The organism is Streptomyces sp. NPDC051582, assembly GCF_040681715.1.
Lineage (GTDB): Bacteria > Actinomycetota > Actinomycetes > Streptomycetales > Streptomycetaceae > Streptomyces.
Genome location: NZ_JBFAZJ010000030.1, coordinates 11457 through 30139, shown reverse-complemented (window position 1 = coordinate 30139; position 18683 = coordinate 11457). Strand labels below are relative to the sequence as shown.

Genomic DNA, 18683 nt, shown 5'->3' with positions numbered 1-18683 from the left:
GACGCGGGTCACATGAACCGTTTCCCGCCGGGCCGCGTGTTCTGACCGCACGAGATGGGCGAGGAAGCGGAGAGGGTGAGATGGCCGGACCACTGTGGCCCCGTACACGGCGGGGATCGACCGATGAGGCACTGATCAGGTCGGTGTACGAGGAGCACGGCCACGCCCTGCTCGCGTACGCCACCCGGCTGACCGGAGACCGGGCCACCGCCGAGGACGTCGTCCAGGAGACGCTCATCCGCGCCTGGCGGCATTCCGAGATCCTGGTCAACGGGAAGGGATCGGTGCGCGGCTGGCTGCTGACGGTGGCCCGCAACATCATCACCGACCGCTACCGGGCCAGGGCGGCGCGCCCCGCGGAGGTCTCCGGGGAGGTGGCCGCTCCCCCGGTGGAGCAGGACCACGCGGACTCCATCGTGGACACGATGACCGTGCTGGGGGCCCTCGACCAGTTGTCGCCGGAGCACCGCGACGTGTTGAAGGAGCTGTACTACCGCCAGCTGAGCGTGGCCGAGGCGGCCGACAGCCTCGGCATCCCGGCGGGCACGGTCAAATCACGGGCGCACTACGCGCTCAAGGCACTGCGCGAGGTGTTCCGCCAGGGCGGGACCACGGAGGGCCGAGCGGGCAGACGAATGGGCAGGCCGCCCCGTCAGGGCGCCGGACTGCGAGAGGTGGTGGCATGAACCGGCAGCGGCACGAGGAGGAGGAATTGCTCGGCCCGTACGTTCTCGGCGTCCTGGACGGGGAGGAGCTCCGCCGGGTCGAGGAGCACATGAGCGGCTGCGTGCAATGCCGTGAGGAGGTGACCGCGTTGCGCGAGATGGAAGCGGCCTTGGGCGAGGTGCCCGCGGAGGCCTTCCTCGACGGACCGCCGCAGGGCGGTGATCTGCTGCTCCAGCGCACGCTGCGGCAGGTGCGGGGCGAGGCCTCGGGCGAGCGGCGCCGACGATGGGGTGTCGCCGGACTGGCGGCGGCGGCCTCGCTGGCCGCGGTGTTCTGGGCCGGGGCGCAGCTGGGCTCGGCGGACGGCGAGCAGGTGGCCCTGCCCCCACAGCCCTCGCCCACGGTCTCGGCGCAGCCTTCGCCGCCACCGGCGGGTACGAAGGTGGCGTCGGCGACCGACGTGCGCACGAACGCGCGGATGACCGTACAGGTCATGCCCGCCGCCAAGTGGGTGCGGGTGCACGCGGCCGTGGCGGGGATCCCGCCGGGCGAGCGCTGCGTGCTGATCGTGGTCGGGAAGGACGGCAAGCGCACCACCGCCGGCAGCTGGGTCGTCGGCAGCCAGAACGGCGAGGGCAAGGGCGCCTCGCTGGACGGCTCGGCGGCGGTGGACCCGGCCAACGTCAGGGAGGTCGTGGTCGAGAACGAGTCGGGCACGCGGTTCGTGTCGGTGCCCATGCCGGTGTAGACCGGGGCGCTGCGGCGCACACCGGAACCCGGGCGGCCGTACGGGGGCCGCCCGGGCCCGGCGTCCGCCCGGGGCCGCCGGGAAACCCGTTTCCCCTCGTCAGACCCGGTGGGCACACTGACCGCATGCCACCGTCTGCCGAACACCTGCTCGCCGAACTCGATCCGCTCGCGCACGCCGACCGGCTGCGGCTGCTCGCCACCACCGCCCGCGGCCTCGCCCGCACCGGCGAACTGGGGAGCGTGCTGGAGGAGCTGGCCGGGCGGGGCCGCTACGAGCGGCGGCTGGCCGCACTCGCGGCCCTCGCGGGGAGGCAGAGCGGGTACCTGGCGCAGCGGCTGGCCGACCCGGACCCGGTGGTGCGGTCCCTCGCCCACCGGGCCGTCCGTACCCTTCCGGTGCCGGACGGGGCGATCGAGGCGGCGTACGAGGACGCCTCCGCCGTGGTCCGCCGGGAGCTGTCGCTGGCCGTGCTCCGCGGTTCGCGCCAGGCGCTCGCGGAGCGGCTGACGCCCGTCCTGAGGGCCGAGTGGGGCGACGCCGAAGCGGCCTCGCTGCTCCCCGCCTGCGGACCCGGGTTCGTCGCCCGGCTGCTGCCGGAACTGGCCGACGCCGTCACGCACTGGGGCCGGCTGGGGCGCCTGCACCCCGGCCCGGTGCTGGACCGGGCGGCGGCCGAACTGGCGGAGCTGCCGGAGAACCTGCGCGCCGCCTGGTGGCACCGCCGGGCGCCGGGAGTGGCCGCGGCTCTGCCCGCCGCACCCGAGCGGGTGCTCGGCCTGCTGGAGCAGTACGGACCGGCCCGGCTGCCCCGGCCGCTGGAGGGCGGGGCCGGCCACCTCATCACCGCCGACGCGGAGCGGTTCGTACGGTGGCTGACCGCGCCCGAGCGGGCGGGCGGCTACCAGGAGTACTTCCTTCCGCGCTCCCTGCTGCGCCGGCTCGTCCACGCCGATCCGCCGTCCCTGCCCGCCCTCGGCCGCCGCTGGGCGGAGCGTCCCGAGTACCTGGCCGCACTGTTGAAGGCGCTCCCCCCGGGCCGCCGCGAGGAGTTCCACGACGCCGCCGTCGCGCACGTCCGCGCTCCGGGCAGGGCGCTCCCCGACTCCGTCCTGGCCGTGCTCCCGCGCGAGCGCCGCGAGGACGAGGCGCGGCGCGAACTGGCGCGCGGCCGCCTCAAGGGGTGGCCGGACGAGCGGCTCCTGGAACTGGTCGCGCACCTTCCGGTCGCCGAGGCCCGGCCCGAACTCCTCGCCGCGACGCGACGGTCCGACGCCGAGGTCCGCCGGGCGGCGTGGCCGCGGCTCGTCCAGAACGCGGTCCGCGCGCGCGACGCCGAAGCACTGGGCGAGGTGCTCGCCCTGATGGCGCAGCGGCTGCGCAACGACCGCGACCCCGTGCGCGCCGCCGCGCTGACGGCGCTGGCCGGGGTGCCGCTGTCGCTGCTGGCCGCCGAGGCGTCGGTCGCCTCCGTGGAGCGGATCGCCCTGGACGCCGCGGAGGCCCGCGACTGCTCGGTGGAGACCCGTTCCGTCCTGGAACGCCTGGTGTTCGCCGTACTGGAGAGCCCGGATCCCGCTCCCGTACTGCTCGACTGGGCGCTGCGCACCCTCCACGACCTCGTCGTGCGCACGGGCCTTCTGGTGCGCGGGGGTTGCGGTCACAGGCTCCCGCGCGGCCGGGAACGGCAGGTCTTCGAAGCGGTGCGGCCCCGGCTCGGCGTGCACGCGGCCAAGGGCGAATACGGGGCGCTGGTCTCGTTCGCGGCCTACCTGGGCGAGCGCGGCCGCCGTCTGCCGGAGCTCCAGCGGATGCTCGACGAGGCCCGCACGCGCTGCTCCGACTCGCTGTTCCCCCAGTTCGCGAGGGTCTGGCTGGCCGACTCGGCCACGCGTGGCGAGCGCGTGGCCGCGCTGCTGGAGCAGGAACCCTCGGCGGTCGCGCTGGCGCCCGTACTGGAGGTGCTGTCGGCGCACCGCACCGATCTGCTGGACCGCGTGCTCGCCGCGCGCCCGCCGTACGGCCGCTTCCTGCGCGAGGGCTCCGTGCGGCCGCTGCCCCGGTTCGACCGGGCGTCCCTGTGGGTCCCGCGCCAGCAGGAGGAGGCGGCCTGGCTGGCGGAGGTCGCCGTCGGCGACGAGTCGCGGACGGAGTACCAGCGTTCGGACGTCCTGCGGGCCGCGGCGCTGATCCCCGACCACGGGCTGGAGCTCGTACGGCGGCACGCGGGCTCGGCGCAGACGCTGCTCGCGGAGACCGCGCTCGCCGCCTCGGCCCGGACCGTCGAGCCGGCGGCGGCCTTGCCCGAACTGCTCGCGCACGCGGGCGACGACCGCGCCCGCGTCGCGGTGTACGCGGCGGGGCGGGCAGCGGCCGCGACCGCGCCGACGCGGCTCGCCGAGCTGCTGGAGGGGCTGCTGGGCCGGGCCGCGGGCGTGAAGGTGACCAGCCGCAAGGAGGCGGTCCGGCTGACCGTGCGCTTCCTGCCGCCCCGGCAGGCCGTGGCACTGCTGGCGCGCATCACGGACGACGAGGACAGCCACCCCGATGTGGTGACCGCGGCGGTGGGCCTCGCGATCGGGCTCCTGTCGGCCGGGGAGGTCTGGCCCCTGCTGGAGCGCTCCGCGGCGAGCGGAACGCGGGAGGCCGGGGCCGTGATGGCGCAGACCCCGACGCTGTGGGTGGCGCAGCGCCACCGGCCGCGCTACGCCCGGCTGGTGGCGCTCCTGGCCGCCTCCGCGCACCCGTCCGTGGCCGCGCAGGCGATCGCGGCGCTGCCGCAATGGGTCGCGTACGCGCCCGAGGCGGCGGACCCCGTACGCCGGGCCGTCTGCGACCTGGCCCCGAACCCGCACTGGAAGGGCGCGGCGACGGCGCTGGAGAAGATCGCCGGTTCGGGGCTGGCGCATCCCGTCGGCGGCGGTGAGCCCGGGAGCCCGTTCCACCGCGCCGTGGCCGAGCTGTTGGCCGTCGTACGCTCCGGCGACGGCCCGGAGGCCGGGGCCGAGAGGGACCTGCCGGCGCTCCAGCGCGTCCGGTTCCTGTGCCTGAGCCTCGCGGAGGAGCACGACGGGCTGCGTGCGGCCCTGGTGCGGCAGCTCGCGGGTGAACCGGCCCTGGCCACGGTCCGCGTGGCGCTGCTGCGGCGGTCGGTGGACCTGCGCGCGGAGCTGCCGGAGCTGCGTGCGGCGCTGGACGCCCTGGTCGAGGCCCATGCGGGCCGGCCGGCAGCGGCGGCGTCGACGGCGGACGCACTGCGCGACGGGAACTGGTACGGCGACCGGGTCGGGGATCCGGCCGTCGTGCTGGAGGCCGTACGCTCACTCGCACAGGACGGGGCCCCGGTTCCGGGGCTGTTCGCCGTCGCGCTCACCTCGGCGATGGGCCGGCGCTGCGGCTGGGCGCCGCAGTGGCGTGAGGTGCTGCGGGGGCTGAGGCGGCACGCGGATCAGGAGGTACGGGAGGCGGCACTGGTGGTGTTCACGCACCAGGAGTGACCGGCGGCGGCGGTCGGTGGATCGTGTCACCGATCCCGTCACCATCCGGACTGATCATCACATTGCGCTCCATGACATCCTGTGACGTCACAACTCGCCGGACGGGATCGGCGGACGTCCGGGGAATATGGGGAAGGTCGATGAGGCTCTGCTTCCTGGTGGAGGAGCACTACCGCCACGACGGCATGCCGAACGAGGTGATCCGGCAGCTGACCGCCTGGGGACACCAGGTGGACGTGGTGCGGCCGGGCGGCTCGCTGCTGCGCATGGACGAGGTCATGGGCTCGGGCGCGCACGACGCCTGGGTGCTCAAAACGGTGTCGGGCGGGCCCGGGCTGACCCTGCTCGAAGCCGCCGCCGCGGCCGGCATGACCACCGTCAACGACGCCCGCTCGATCCGGGGCGTCCGGGACAAGGCGCTGGCCGCCGCCATCGGCCGGACCCGGGGGCTCCCGATGCCGCCGACGTACGCCGTGGCGCGGCCGGACCTGCTGCGGGAGATACCGGTGGCGCAGTACCCGCTCGTGGTCAAGCCGGCGGACGGCAGCTCCGGCCGCGCCGTGCACCTGGTGTCCTCGCCCGGGGAGCTCGAAGCGCTGCTCCCGGAGCTGGCGGGCGAGCACATGCTCATCGCCCAGCCGTACGTGGCCAACTCGGGCACCGACATCAAGGTGTACGCGGTCGGCGGGGAGCTCTTCGCCACCGAGCGCTGTTCGCCCCTGCACCCGGATCCGGCGGTACGGGAGCGGCGGGTTCCGCTGTCGGCCGAGGTGGCCGCGATCGCCGCGCAGGTGGGGGCGGTCTACGGGCTCGACCTGTACGGGGTGGACGTGCTGCTGGGTCCGGAAGGGCCGGTGGTGGTGGACGTGAACGACTTCCCCAGCTTCCGTCAGGTCCCGGACGCGGCGGCCCGGGTGGGGCGGGCCGTACTCGGGCTGGCCCGGGCGGGCGGCCGGGCGGCGGACTCCGGCGTCCGTCCGCCGGCTCACGGACTCCCGCTGCCGATCCCGGCGCAGGCTTCCTCGGCGCAGGCTTCCGCAGCGCAAGCCCCCGCGGCACAGGCTCCCGCGGCTGCGGCCTCCACGCGGGCCGGCGAGGCCGCGCTGTGAGGATCTGCCTGGTCACGCCCGAGCCCGGCCATCCGCTGCTGGCCGCTGCGAGGGCGCTGCTCGAAGCCGAAGGGCACCGGGTGGAGTCGCTGGATCCGGGTGCGGCGGTCGCAGCCCCCGCCGGGCCGGCCGACGTATACCTGCTGAAGGCGCGGACGCCGCGGGCGCTGGACCTCGCGCGGGAGCTGGAGCGGCGCGGGGCCCCGGTGCTGAACTCGGCGGCGGCCACCGCGCTCTGCCAGGACCGCACCCGGATGGCGGAGCTGGCGCTGGGCGCCGGGCTGCCGTTCGCGGGCACCCGTACCTACGGCTCGCTCGCGGACTGGGCCGCCGGCGCTCCGTTCGGGGGCTCGCCGCTGGTGGTCAAGAGCCGGCACAGCCGCCGGGCCGACCTGGTGGCCCGGGTCGACGACGCGGTCCGGCTGCGCGAGCTCGCACGGGCCTGGCCGCAGGAGCCCGTCGTGGTCCAGGAGTTCGCGCCGAACAGCGGCTGGGACCACAAGCTGTGGGCGATCGGGGACCGGGTCTTCGCCGCCCTGCGCCGCTCGGAACTCGCACCGGAGGGCCGGGGCCCGACGCGGCCGCTCGCCCCGGCCGAACTGCCGCCCGGCTGGGCGGACCTGGTCCGCCGCACCGGCGAGGTCTTCTCACTCGACGTGTACGGGGTCGACCTCATCGAGACGGGCGACGGCGCCCCGCTCATCGTGGACGTCAACGCCTTCCCCGGGATCCGGGGCCAGGCCGGCGCCCCGCAGGCCCTGGCGGCGCTGGCCCTGGACCGGGCCGCGGCTGCGCGCTGATCGCGTCGTGCGGGGACCGGACAGGGGGAATCCGCGCCGCGGGGCGTGTCGGCGGGCCGGGGCCGCGGCGGCCGCCGTGAGGATCGGCGGATGGGCGTCGTACTGCCGGTCCTCTTCGCGCTGTTCGCGGCGCTCAGCAACGCGCTGGCCACCGTGCTCCAGCGGCGGGCGGCGCTCACCGTGCCGCAGAGCGAGGGCTTCCGCTTCGGGCTGGTCCTCGACCTGTTGAGGCGGCCCGTGTGGATCGCCGGGATCCTGGCGGTGATCGCGGCCGGCGTGGGGCAGGCCGCGGCGCTGGCCACGGGCGCGCTGGTCCTCGTACAGCCGCTGTTCGTGCTGGAGCTGCCGCTCGCGCTGCTGATCGCCTCGCTGGTGACGCGGCAGCGGCTGTCGGGCGCCCTGTGGCTGGCCGTGGCGGGGGTCGTGACCGGGCTGGGGGTGGCCATGGCCGCGGCCTCCCCCACCGGGAACCGGACGCACGTGCCGGCCGACCGGTGGATTCCGGCCCTCGTGGCGTGCGCGGCCGTCGTGGCGGCGCTGGCGGTGGCCGGGCTGCGCCGCCCGCCGGGGCGCGCCCGGGCCGGCTGCCTCGGCGCGGCCACCGCCGTCTGCTACGCGATCACGGCCGCCCTGATGAAGCACTCCGTGTACGTGCTGACGGAGAGCGGCCTCGTCGGATTCCTCACCACGTGGCAGACGTACGCGTTCGGAGCGACCGGCATCTGCGCCCTGCTGCTGCTCGAACACGCCATGCAGGGCGGGCCGCTGGTCGCCTCTCAGCCCGCGCTGACGCTGGGCGACGCGAGCGTCAGCGTCGCCCTGGGCGTGGTGCTGTACGAGGAGCACCTGCGGTCGGGCTGGTGGGTGCTGCCCCAGCTGCTGGGCGTGGCGCTGGTCTGCCTGGGTGTCTTCGCGCTCGCGCGGGCCGGCACGGGCGCCCCCTGACGCCGTCGGCGGGCGCGCGGTAGCGTGCCGGGCAGTCGAGTGGGGGCGGTATCCATGCGCGCGGTGGTGTTCGAGCGGTACGGGCGGCCGGCCGAGGTCCGCGAGGTGCCCGATCCGAGTCCGTCGCCGGGCGGGGTCGTGGTGCGCGTCGAGGCCACCGGCCTGTGCCGCAGCGACTGGCACGGATGGATGGGACACGATCCGGACATCGTGCTGCCGCACGTGCCCGGGCACGAACTGGCCGGTGTGGTGGAGGCGGTGGGCTCCCTGGTGGTGAGCTGGCGGCCCGGGGACCGGGTCACCGTGCCGTTCGTCTGCGCCTGCGGGAGCTGCGCCGACTGCGCGGCCGGCGAGCAGCAGGTGTGTGCCCGGCAGACGCAGCCCGGCTTCACGCACTGGGGCTCCTTCGCGCGGTACGTGGCCCTGGAGCACGCCGACGTCAACCTCGTTGCGGTGCCGGAGGAGCTCTCGTACGCGACGGCCGCCGCGCTGGGGTGCCGCTTCGCGACGGCGTTCCGGGCCGTGGCCCGGCGGGGGCGGGTGGCGCCGGGCGAGTGGGTCGCCGTGCACGGGTGCGGCGGGGTGGGGCTGTCGGCGGTGATGGTCGCGGTGGCGGCCGGGGCGCGGGTGGTCGCGGTGGACACGGCGCCGGGAGCGCTGGAGCTGGCGCGGGAGTTCGGGGCGGCGCACTGCGTGGACGCGCGGGCGGGCGGCACGGCCGAGGCCGTACGGGAGCTGACGGGCGGCGGCGCGCACCTCTCGCTCGACGCGCTGGGTTCGCCGGCGACCGCCGCCGCCTCCGTCGAGGGACTGCGCCGGCGGGGGCGGCACGTGCAGGTGGGGCTGCTGCCTGCGGCGGCGGGGGAGACGGCCCTGCCGATGGAACGCGTGATCGGCTGGGAGCTGGAGGTCCTCGGCAGCCACGGCATGGCCGCGCACGCGTACCCGCCGATGATGGAACTGGTCCGCTCCGGCGCCCTGCGCCCCGACCTCCTGGTCACGTCGACGATCCCCCTGGAAGCGGCTCCCGCGGCTCTGGCCGCGATGGACACGACCCCCACCCGCGGCGTCACGATCATCCTGCCGGGCGTGCCTGCGCGGACCTGAGCCCGCGGCGATGCCCTATCACGCGCAGGGCGGGAGCTGTTCGCGCACCCGTCGCGGATCGGGGTTGGCGTGCGGCAGGCCGGCGACGAAGACGGTCGGCACGGTCTCGTTTCCGTCGTTGGCCGCTCTCACGGCAGCCGCCCCGGCCGGGTCCCGCCAGATGTCGACCCAGTGGGCCCGGCGGGCGCTGCGGCCCAGCCGGATGCGCATCCGCAGACAGAACGTGCGGCCGGGCCGCCAGTACACGATCGGCCGGCCGTCGACGCAGCTGCGCTCCTGCACCTCCAGCGTGCCGATCGACTATCGACGGATCCTCAGGGGGTGTGCTCGGGGCCCGTCAGGCCCGTGATCTCGCGGACGTGGTTCAGGCTCGGGTCCAGGAGGACCGCGTGGAGCCGCTGGAAGAGCTGGCGGGCCGCGACCGCGTTCCAGTCGGGCGGCAGGAGTTCGGTCGGCAGGCCCGGGTCGAGGTAGGGAAGGCGGCGCCACTGCGTGAGCAGGGGGACGTAGTGGCGGAACGCCTCGGCCGGGTCCGGCTCCCCCTCCGCCGCGAGGCGCGCGGCGACGGGGGCGTAGGTGTCGGTGAAGGCCGCGTACTGGGTCTGGATCGCCGGGAAGTCCCACCAGTCGCTGACCGTCTGCGCCAGGTCGCTGAAGGCGGCGTAGTCGGCGGCGAACAGGTGGACGTACTCGCTGAGGCCGAGCCGTACGAGCATCGCCCGGGCGTCGTCGAGCAGCCGCCCGGGCGCCAGCCACACGCCCGGCGCGATGTTGCCGAAGCCGAGCCAGGTCAGCCGGGTGCGCAACTGGTAGCGGTGGGAGCGCTCGGACTCCGGTACGGAGAACACCGCCATGGCCCAGCCGTCGGCCAGGTCGGCGGGTTCGAGGCTCGCGAAGATGCGGCGGTCGCCCTCGTCGAAGACGGGGTGCGCGGCCGGGCTGAGCCGGTACCCGGTGGCGCCCCGGCGCTCCGGTTCGAGGACTCCGCGCTTCTTCAGGCGCGAGATCGCCGACCGCACCGCCGGGCCGTCCACGTCCAGCTCGCCCATCAGCGTGATCAGGTCCGCGATGGAGATCCAGCCGCCGAGGCGGCGCAGGAACGCTCCGTAGACCGTGTTGATCAACGAGCTGGGCCTGAGGGGGCTGTCCGACATGATCGCCTTCCGTAGTGCGCGGTCGCGATCATATCCAGCCGCCCCCCGCGGCCCCGGCCCCTACCGCGCAAGCGGCGTCCGCGCGAAGGCCCCCGAGAGCAGGTGGCCCGCGCCCGGGGCCACCGCCGGCAGGTCGAGGGCGCGCATCATCTGGTGGGCGGTGCAGACGGCCGCCGACACCACCGGCTTGCCCAGCAGCTGTTCGGCCTCCTCGATGGCTCCGAGCGAGGGCATCTGCACGCAGGCCGAGAGCACGACCGCGTCGGCGTCCGCGTACTCCAGTGCGCGGGCGAGCCCGGGCAGCTTGGCCGGGTCGTGGGCGGCCACGTCGAGGTTGTCCGGGATTTCCAGGGCCTCGTAGTCGAGGACCTCGATGCCCTCGTGGGTGAGGTAGTCCACGACGGTCCGCGTGAGCGGGCGCATGTACGGGGCGAGCAGCGCGATCTTGCGGGCGCCCATGGTGTGCAGTCCGTGGACGAGGGCGCCGGCACTGGTGACCACGGGCGCGGGGGCGCCGTTCCCGACCGTACGGGTGTGCAGCCGCTGCTCCGCGGTGCGGTGGTAGCCGAGGCCCATGCTCATGATCGCGACCAGGCAGGCGTAGCCCAGCACGTCGACGCGGGCGTCGGACAGCTCCACCGCGCAGCGGTCGGAGTCGGCGTCCATGGCCTTGAGCTGTTCCGGGGTCACATGGGTCATGCGCATCCGGCTGGAGTGGAAGGTGAACCTCTCGTCGGGCAGCACCGCCTGGCGGGCGCGCAGGATGGCGGGGACCTCGGTCTCCATGGTCACGTTCGAGCTCGGCACGATCTGGCCGATGCGGTAGGTACGGGGCGGCACGGGTGCTCCTCGGTGCTTGCTGGCGTAGGGGGGTCAGCGGGCGTCGACGACCGGGTTGACCAGGGTGCCGATGCGCTCCACGGTCGCCTCGACCGTGTCGCCCGGAACCAGGAACTCCGGCGGCACCATGCCGGCGCCGACTCCGGACGGAGATCCGGTCGCGATGACGTCGCCGGGCTCCAGGGTCACGCCGGAGCTGATGTCGGCGATGAGGCGGGCGATCGGGAACAGCATGTGCCGCGTGTTCGACTTCTGCTTCGTGACGCCGTTGACGCGCAGGGAGAGGTCCAGGGCCATCGGGTCGGGGATCTCGTCCGCGGTGACCACCACCGGGCCGAAGGGGGCGTACGAGTCCTGTCCCTTGGAGAAGAACCACTGGCCGGAGCGGCGCTGGTCGCGGGCGCTGATGTCGTTGACGATGCTGAAGCCGAAGACGTGCTCGTACGCGTCCTCCTCTCTCACGCGGTACGCGGTACGGCCGATGACGACGGCCAGTTCGCACTCCCAGTCGAGTTGGCGCGTGAGGTTTCCGTTGTGCAGGATCGGCGCGCCGGGGCCGGTGACGGCGGTGGCGGGCTTGCTGAACAGGACGGGACGGGTGGGGAGTTCCTTGTCGGTGTCCAGGCTGCGGCTGGACTCCTCGACGTGCTCGACGTAGTTGAGGCCGACCCCGATGATCTTGCCGGGGCGCAGCGGGGCGGCCGGGGTGACGCCTTCGAGCCGGTGGGCTCCCCCGGCCGGCCGGGCGGCCGGATCGGCCTCGATCAGGCGGCGGGCGGCCTCCTGAGCGGCGGGGCCCGCCTGGATGAAGGAGAGCAGATCGCCGGGCAGGTCGACGCCGGCGTGGTCGGCGAGGACTCCGAGGTCGAGGACGAGACCGTCGACGTCGGCGCCGAGCCGGGGCGTTGAATCGCCGGCGGCGGCGGTGGTGAAGGTGAGCAGTCGCATGGTGGGGTTCCTCGGGGTCAGGCGGTGGCGGTCGGGGCGGCGGCACTCGGCGCGGCGGCGGCCGGCATCGGCTGGTGGCCGTCGTTGTCCGGGTACGCCTCTTCGCGGTGGAAGCCGAGCGAGCGCATCACGGGGAAGTCGTTGAAGGAGAACAGGCAGGCGTCCTCGGACCGGTCGAGGTTGTGGTGCTCGTGCCAGGCCCAGGACGGGACGCAGAAGATGTCGCCCTGGCGCCATTCGAAGCGCTGCCCGGCGATGACCGAGACCCCGTGCCCCTTGGCCGCCGTGTAGATCACCGAGCCGGTGTGCCGATGGGCGCGGGTGGCCTGTCCGGGGCGCAGCAGCTGCATGTGGGCCCCCATGGTCGGCATCACGGAGCCGCCGGTGACCGGGTTGGTGTACTCGGCGATGATCCCGTCGTACGGGGAGCCCTCGCTCGCCCCGGCGAGGCCGAGAAGGGCCTCGTACGTCGGCTCCCAGGGGTAGGCGAGCAGGGGCGAGTAGGGCCGGCTCCAGCGCTCCGAGCCGTACGGGAGCAGGTTCGCGGCGTATTCGAGCACGGAGGAGTTGACCACCTTGCCGGGCGTCTGGTGGAGCTCGGGGTGGACCTCGTAGAACCCGGCGTCCAGCGCGTTGACGAGCGGGATGTCGAGGCCGTCCTGCCAGATGACGGGCCCCTCCTCGCCGTCGTTGCCGTGCTCGTGCCAGGTGCCGTTGGGGGTGATGGCGAAGTCGCGCGAGCCGACCCGCAGCTTCTGGCCGTCGACGACGGTCCAGGCGCCGGTGCCCTCGTGGACGAAGCGCAGGGCGGCGGCCTGGTGGCGGTGGGCGGTCATGGCCTCGCCGGGGCCCATGATCTGGAGCCCGGTGTAGAGGAGGCCGGCGGCGGCGCTGACGTCCTTGCGGCCGGGGTTGACGAGCATCACGACGCGGCGGCCCGCGTCGTCGGCCTTGACCATGCCGAGTGCCTTGTGGACGAGGGGCCGCAGCTCCTCGTAACGCCACAGCACGGGAACGGACTTGGGCTGCGGGTACCAGGGCTCGATGTCGTTGGCCACGGTCCACAGGGCGCCGGCGTCCAGGGCTTCGAGTTCGCCGTAGTACGCGGTGAGCTCGGGGGTGTCACTGACCCGGGCGCGGCCGAGCATGGTGTCGTCCTGCTCGATGGTCATACGTCCTCCTCAGGTGTGGTGATCCGGGGGCCCTCGGGCGGTGCGGTGAACGTCACCGGCAGCCGGGGGCGGTTGTCGACTTCGAGGCGGAAGACGTCGAAGCGGTTGTAGTGGCCGGTGATGTCGTGCATCTGCTTGGGCTGGATGCACCGGCCGAGGTCTATCTCGCCGTAGACGATGCCCTCGTCGTCGACGAGCGGTTCGGTGACCGGGCGGCCGTCGGGGCCGAAGATCCCGGACAGGGCGCTGCGGGGCCGCCGGAACAGGGCGCGCAGCTCCTCGTCGTCCCCGGCGAGCAGGTCCACGATCTCCGGGGAGACGGTGGAGCAGGAGACGACGGAGAAGACCTTGCCCTCGAAGCTGTGGGCGGCGGTACGGACGGCGATGGCCTCGGCCATGTCGTAGTCGGCCGGGGCCACGGGCAGGGCGATGTAGCAGGAGGCGTGCACGAGTTCGCCCTGCGCGAGGAGGGTGAACCGGGCCAGCGTGTTGGTGTTCTCGCCGCAGGCCAGGGCGCCGAGCGGCCCCACGGAGGTGGGGTGGACGCGCAGGGAGCTGCCGTCGCCGCCGGTCCAGGTGAGCTTCTCGGCCCAGGTGGGCACCAGTTTGCGGTGCACGCCGAGGAGCGCGCCGTCGGAGCCGATGGTGAGCAGCGTGTTGTAGAGGACGCCGAGGCTGTGCGCGGCGCGCTCGTTGACGCCAATGACGAGGACGACCCCGTACTGGCGGGCCGCCGCGCGCAGGGCGTCCACGTACGGGCCGGGCACGTCGACCGAGGCGCGCTGGAGGCGCTCGAACCAGGGCGAGCCCTGGACGGGGTTCATCGTCCAGTTCCAGTAGGGGTAGCCGGGTACGAACACCTCGGGGAAGACGACGAGTTCGGCGCCGTTCCCGGCCGCCTCGGCGATGAGCGCAACGGCCTTGTCGACGGTGGCGGCGGGGTCGAGGTAGACGGGCGAGGCCTGGACGGCCGCCGCCGTGAAGCGGGGCAGACGGCTCTGGGGCAGGTGGCCCGGGGGCACGGGCCTCGGGGGCACGGGGCTCCGGGGCAGGGGCGGGCGGCCCGGGGTCGGGCCCTCGGGGGGCGCGCCCTTCGGCGGGGTCTCCATCGGGGTCTCCATCGGGGTCTCCTCAGTTGGCCGCTGCGGCGGCGGCCAGGCGCGGAAGCCAGCGCTGGTGCACCGGCGCGACGGGCTGCCGCAGCAGCTCCAGGCGCGGCGGCACCCGGTCGGTGCGGGCGGCGGGGGGTTTGCCGCTCCCCGCCTGCCAGCCGGGCGCCCAGGGCGCGGCGGGCCCGCGGTAGCCCTGGGCGGCCGCGGCGTGCAGGGTCCACAGGGGGTCGTGGAGCTGGGCGCGGCCCACCCCGCACAGGTCGGCCCGGCCGGCCAGGATGATCGAGTTCACGTCGTCGTACGTGGAGATCGCGCCGACGGCGATGGTGGGCAGCCCGGTGGCGTTGCGGATCAGGTCGGCGTACGGGGTCTGGTAGCTGCGCCCGTAGCGGGGCCGCTCGTGGGCGACGACCTCGCCGGTGGAGACGTCGATCCCGTCGGCCCCCGCGTCGGCGAGGGCCCGGGCGATCGCCACGGCGTCGGCCTCGCTCAGTCCTCCCTCGGCCCAGTCGGCCGCGGAGATCCGGACGAGCAGCGCCTTCCCGGCGGGCCACACCTCCCGTACGGCGCGCAGCACTTCGAGCGGGAGGCGCAGCCGCCCGGCGAGGTCGCCGCCGTACTCGTCGGTGCGCAGGTTGGTCAGCGGCGAGAGGAACCCGGAGAGCAACTGCCCGTGCCCGTATTGGAGTTCCAGTACTTCGAAGCCGGCCCGGTCGGCGCGCCGGGCCGCGCGCACGAAGTCCCGTACGACGAGGTCCATATCGGCTGTGGTGGCCTCGCGCGGCAGGGGGCTGCGCTCGTCCCAGGCCACGGCGGACGCGGCGATCGGCGGGGCGTCGCCGACGGCCGCGCGGCGGCCGGCGTGGGTGAGCTGGATGCCGAGGCAGGTGTCGGACTGGCCGTGGACGAAGTCGGTGATCCGCCGCCAGGCGGCTTCCTGCCCGTCGGTGTACAGGCCGGGGCAGCCGGGGGTGGCCCGGCCTTCGGCGCTGACGGCGGTCATCCCGGCGAGGACCAGGCCGGAGCCTCCGAGGGCCTGGGTGCTGAGGTGCACGAGGTCGAAATCGCCCGGAACGCCTTCGCGGGCCGTGCCGAGGGCGGTGGGCGGCACCACCACCCGGTTGCGCAGGAGCAGCCCGCCGAGGGGGAAGGGACGGAACATCGGCGGCACGGGGGCGGAGGAGTTGACGGCGGCCGTGAACTCCTCGTCGCGCACGCGCAGGTTGTCGTACGTGACGCGGCGGCTGCGGGTCAGCAGGTTGAAGGCGAACTGCGGCGGCTCCTGGTCCACGTAGCGGCCGATGTTCTCGAACCATTCGAGGCTGGCCTGGGCGGCTCGCTGGGTGGATTCCACCACCGGCCGGCGCTCGGCCTCGTAGGCCGCGAGCGCGCCCGGCACGTCCGGGTGCTCGTGCAGGCAGGCGGCCAGGGCCAGGGCGTCCTCCATGGCCAGCTTGGTGCCGGAGCCGATGGAGAAGTGGGCGGTGTGGGCGGCGTCGCCGAGCAGGACCACGTTCTCGTGCCGCCAGGTGCGGTTGCGCACGGTGGTGAAGCGCAGCCACTTGGAGTTGTTGGGGAGGAGCCGGTGCCCGTCCAGGTGGGCGGCGAGCAGTTCCTCGCAGCGGCCGATGCTGTCGAGGTCGCTGGTGCCCGGCGGGTGGTCGCGGTCGGCGAACTCCGCGAAGCCGGCGCCCCGCCAGGCGGCTTCGTCCATCTCCACGATGAAGGTGGAGCGGGTGGAGTCGTAGGGGTAGGCGTGCACCTGGAGGGTGCCGAAGTCCCGCTCCTCGACGAGGAAGGTGAAGGCCTCGAACACCTTGTCCGTGCCCAGCCACATGTAGCGGCCGGAGCGCTCGTCCAGGTCGGTCCCGAAGACGTCCGCGTAGGCGGCGCGAGTGGCGGACCGTACGCCGTCGCAGGCGACGACGAGGTCGTACGAGGCGGCCAGTTCGGCGGGGGGCGGGGACTGCGTGCGGTAGCGGACGTCCACCGCGAGTGCGGCGCACCGCTCCTGGAGGATCCGCAGCAGCTGCCGGCGGCCGAGGGCGGCGAAGCCGTGGCCCCCGGAGGTCAGGGTCCGGCTCCGGTGGATGACGTCGATGTCGCTCCAGCGGGCGAACTCCGCCGACATGGCCGCGTAGATCTCGGGATCGGCCTGCGCGATGCCGTCGAGGGTCTCGTCGGAGAAGACGACCCCGAAGCCGAACGTGTCGTCGGGAGCGCCCCGCTCCCAGACGGTGACGTCCCAGTGGGGGGAGAGCTGCTTGGCCAGGGCTGCGAAGTACAGCCCGCCGGGCCCTCCTCCGATGACTGCTACGCGCACGGCGTACCTCCTCGTGGTTCCGGAACAATATATGGCGTAGATTTGACGACCGTCAACAATGCTCGACATCCTTGGCGGCAAGGGTGCGGAGCTCGGGCGCCTGCGGACCCGATTTCGTCAGCACCTCGCGTACGTCGGCGGGCCAGGGCGTGGTCCCGGCCGCACGGGCCGCGGAGTGGGCGATGACCATCCGCCCGGTGGCGGCCTCCACGTTCTCCTCGCCGGTGACGGTGAACACGTACGTCAGGGAGCTGGAGCCGACCTTGGCGACGCTCAGCTCGATCCGCACGGCCTCGCCGAACCAGAGCCGGGCCCGGTAGTCGGCTTCGAAGTGCACGCGCGGGGTGCTGCCGAAGAGGTGCGCGAGACCGAGGCGGCGCAGCAGTACGGCTTCGGCCGCTTCCACCCAGCGCACGACGGTGGAGTGGTGGTAGTGCCCGGCGGCGTCGGTGTCGGGCCATTCGACGCGGCGCTCGATGACCACGCAGGGGAGGCGCGGGACGAGGGACTCGGGGCAGCCGGCGGCGCAGCCGTGGTCGGTCCCGGCCGGCGCTTCCGCGGGCGCTTCCGTGGGCGCTTGCGCGGGCGCGCCGGAGGGCCGCCGCGGCGGCTGGGCCGGCACCGCGGCGGAGGCACGCGCCCACTCGCGCAGCTCGCCGCGCTGGAGCTTCCCGTTGCCGGTGCGCGGGAGTCGGGCGACGAACTCCACGGCACGCGGGTACTTGTAGGGGGCGATGGCCCCCTTGACGTGGGCCTGGAGCTCCCGGGCCGTCGCCTCGTCCGCCGGGACCCCGGCGCCGAGCACGACGTACGCCTTGACCAGCATGCCGCGCCGCTCGTCCGGCGCGCCGACGACCCCGCACTCCTCGACGTACGGATGGGCGGCGAGGGCCTTCTCGACCTCCGGGCCCGCGATGTTGTATCCGGAGGAGACGATCATGTCGTCGCTGCGGGCGACGTACCAGAAGTAGCCGTCCGCGTCACGGACGTAGGTGTCGCCGGTGATGTTCCAGCCGTTCCTGACGTACGCGCTCTGGCGCGGATCGGCGAGGTAGCGGCAGCCGGTGGGACCGGTGACCGCCAGCAGGCCGGGCTGCCCGTCGGGGACGGGGCGGCCGTGCTCGTCGACCACGGCGGCGCGGAATCCGGGCACGGGCCGGCCCGTGGCACCGGGCCGGATCTCCTCGTCGGCCGCGGAGATGAAGACGTGCAGCATCTCGGTGGCGCCGATGCCGTCGATGATGCGCAGCCCGGTGGCGGCGTGGAACTCCTCCCACACGGAGGCGGGCAGCGCCTCTCCGGCGGACACGCACCGGCGCAGCCCGCCCAGTCGGCCCACCGCACCGGCGGCCATGATCGCGCGATAGGCGGTCGGGGCCGTGAACAGGACGGTCACCCGGTGCGCGGCGACCAGGTCGGCCAGCTGCTCCGGGGTCGCCTGCTCGATGAGCAGGGTCGCGGCCCCGACGTGCAGGGGGAAGACCACGAGCCCGCCGAGGCCGAAGGTGAAGGCGAGCGGCGGCGTTCCCGTGAAGACGTCGTCGGCGCGGGGCCTCAGCACGTGCCGGGAGAACGTATCGGCGTTGGCGAGGACGTCGCGGTGGAAGTGCAGGGTCGCCTTGGGCCGTCCGGTCGTACCGGAGGTGAAGGCGATGAGCGCCACGTCGTCCGCGGCGGTGGGGACGGTGGCGAACACCCCGCTCTTGGCCGCACAGCGCGCGGTCAGATCCATGTCGCCGGGGCCGCCGTACGCGAGGACGGGCAGCTCGGCGTCGCCCTGCGCCGCGGCCGTGGCGAGCTCGTCCACGTAGCGGTGGTCGCAGAGGGCGACGGCGGGGCGGCTGATCTCGCAGAGCTCGACGAGTTCGGCGGCGCGCAGCAGCGGCATCGTCGTGACGGCGACCCCGCCCGCTTTGAGGACGCCGAACCAGGCGGCCACGAGCCAGGGGTTGTTGGGCGCGCGCAGCAGGACGCGGTTGCCCGGTACGAGGGCGAAGTCCTCGGTGAGCACCTGGGCGACCTGGTTGGCGCGCCGCTGGAGCTCGCCGTACGTCCAGCGCTCGGTCGGGGTGAGCAGGCACGGGCGGTCGGGGCCCCAGCGCTCGACGGCATCGTCGAGCAGGCGTGCGGCGCAGTTGAGGCGGTCCGGGTAGTCCAGTTCGGGGAGGTCGAAGTGGAGTTCGGGCCAGAGGGGGAAGGCCGGCAGCCGGTCTCTGCAGAAGGAGTCGGCGTGCGCGGAAGGGGAGAGCTCCATGGGGCGGC

General features: G+C 74.4%; 14 protein-coding genes and 2 pseudogenes. 7 read left to right on the top strand and 9 right to left on the bottom strand.

The window, feature by feature from the left end; genetic code table 11:
* Positions 1-80: 80 nt before the first annotated feature.
* The 7 genes from AB0M92_RS30875 to AB0M92_RS30845 all read left to right on the top strand — a co-directional run bounded on the left by AB0M92_RS30875 (position 81) and on the right by AB0M92_RS30845 (position 8872).
* Positions 81-686, top strand: coding sequence for a sigma-70 family RNA polymerase sigma factor (locus tag AB0M92_RS30875; protein ID WP_366105604.1), 606 nt, complete (start codon positions 81-83; stop codon positions 684-686).
* The gene (locus AB0M92_RS30870) at positions 683-1414 is read left to right on the top strand and encodes a zf-HC2 domain-containing protein (protein WP_366105603.1); all 732 of its coding nucleotides are present in this window, start codon (positions 683-685) and stop codon (positions 1412-1414) included. The genes AB0M92_RS30875 and AB0M92_RS30870 overlap by 4 nt, the downstream gene beginning before the upstream one ends.
* Positions 1415-1539: 125 nt before the next feature.
* Positions 1540-4911 (top strand): hypothetical protein, encoded by a 3372-nt coding sequence (locus tag AB0M92_RS30865; protein ID WP_366105602.1) that lies wholly within the window; start codon positions 1540-1542, stop codon positions 4909-4911.
* 140 nt (positions 4912-5051) lie between these two features.
* Entirely contained in the window at positions 5052-6020 is a 969-nt protein-coding gene (locus AB0M92_RS30860) for a hypothetical protein (RefSeq protein WP_366105601.1), read from the top strand.
* Positions 6017-6820 (top strand): alpha-L-glutamate ligase, encoded by an 804-nt coding sequence (locus AB0M92_RS30855; RefSeq protein WP_366105600.1) that lies wholly within the window; start codon positions 6017-6019, stop codon positions 6818-6820. Before AB0M92_RS30860 ends, AB0M92_RS30855 begins: the two co-directional genes overlap by 4 nt.
* 90 nt (positions 6821-6910) lie before the next feature.
* Positions 6911-7765: a DMT family transporter gene (locus tag AB0M92_RS30850; RefSeq protein ID WP_366105599.1), complete on the top strand. Its 855-nt coding sequence runs from the start codon at positions 6911-6913 to the stop codon at positions 7763-7765.
* Positions 7766-7819: 54 nt separating this feature from the next.
* Entirely contained in the window at positions 7820-8872 is a 1053-nt protein-coding gene (locus AB0M92_RS30845; RefSeq protein ID WP_366105597.1) for a zinc-dependent alcohol dehydrogenase family protein, read from the top strand.
* 18 nt (positions 8873-8890) lie between these two features.
* Here the strand turns inward: AB0M92_RS30845 and AB0M92_RS30840 are convergent.
* The 9 genes and pseudogenes from AB0M92_RS30840 to AB0M92_RS30800 all read right to left on the bottom strand — a co-directional run.
* Positions 8891-9172 (bottom strand): annotated as a pseudogene (locus AB0M92_RS30840) (hypothetical protein); the annotation flags it as partial.
* A 14-nt stretch (positions 9173-9186) separates the two neighbouring features.
* A complete protein-coding gene (locus AB0M92_RS30835; protein ID WP_366105596.1) occupies positions 9187-10026 on the bottom strand; it encodes a PaaX family transcriptional regulator C-terminal domain-containing protein in 840 nt (279 codons plus the stop codon).
* Positions 10027-10086: 60 nt separating this feature from the next.
* The gene (locus AB0M92_RS30830) at positions 10087-10812 is read right to left on the bottom strand and encodes an Asp/Glu racemase (RefSeq protein WP_366105667.1); all 726 of its coding nucleotides are present in this window, start codon (positions 10810-10812) and stop codon (positions 10087-10089) included.
* A gap of 87 nt (positions 10813-10899) precedes the next feature.
* On the bottom strand, positions 10900-11814 hold the full coding sequence (locus AB0M92_RS30825) for a fumarylacetoacetate hydrolase family protein (RefSeq protein ID WP_366105595.1): 915 nt from the start codon (positions 11812-11814) through the stop codon (positions 10900-10902).
* A gap of 17 nt (positions 11815-11831) precedes the next feature.
* Complete coding sequence (locus AB0M92_RS30820) at positions 11832-12986, bottom strand: cupin domain-containing protein (protein ID WP_366105594.1); 1155 nt, start codon at positions 12984-12986, stop codon at positions 11832-11834.
* Entirely contained in the window at positions 12983-14107 is a 1125-nt protein-coding gene (locus tag AB0M92_RS30815) for a carbon-nitrogen hydrolase family protein (protein WP_366105593.1), read from the bottom strand. Before AB0M92_RS30815 ends, AB0M92_RS30820 begins: the two co-directional genes overlap by 4 nt.
* 10 nt (positions 14108-14117) lie before the next feature.
* Positions 14118-16421: an FAD-dependent monooxygenase gene (locus AB0M92_RS30810; protein ID WP_366105592.1), complete on the bottom strand. Its 2304-nt coding sequence runs from the start codon at positions 16419-16421 to the stop codon at positions 14118-14120.
* A gap of 52 nt (positions 16422-16473) precedes the next feature.
* A complete protein-coding gene (locus AB0M92_RS30805) occupies positions 16474-17073 on the bottom strand; it encodes an acyl-CoA thioesterase (protein ID WP_366105666.1) in 600 nt (199 codons plus the stop codon).
* A pseudogene (locus tag AB0M92_RS30800) lies at positions 17065-18675 on the bottom strand (AMP-binding protein); the annotation flags it as partial. The pseudogene AB0M92_RS30800 and the gene AB0M92_RS30805, both read right to left, overlap by 9 nt.
* Between the last annotated feature and the right edge of the window lie 8 nt (positions 18676-18683).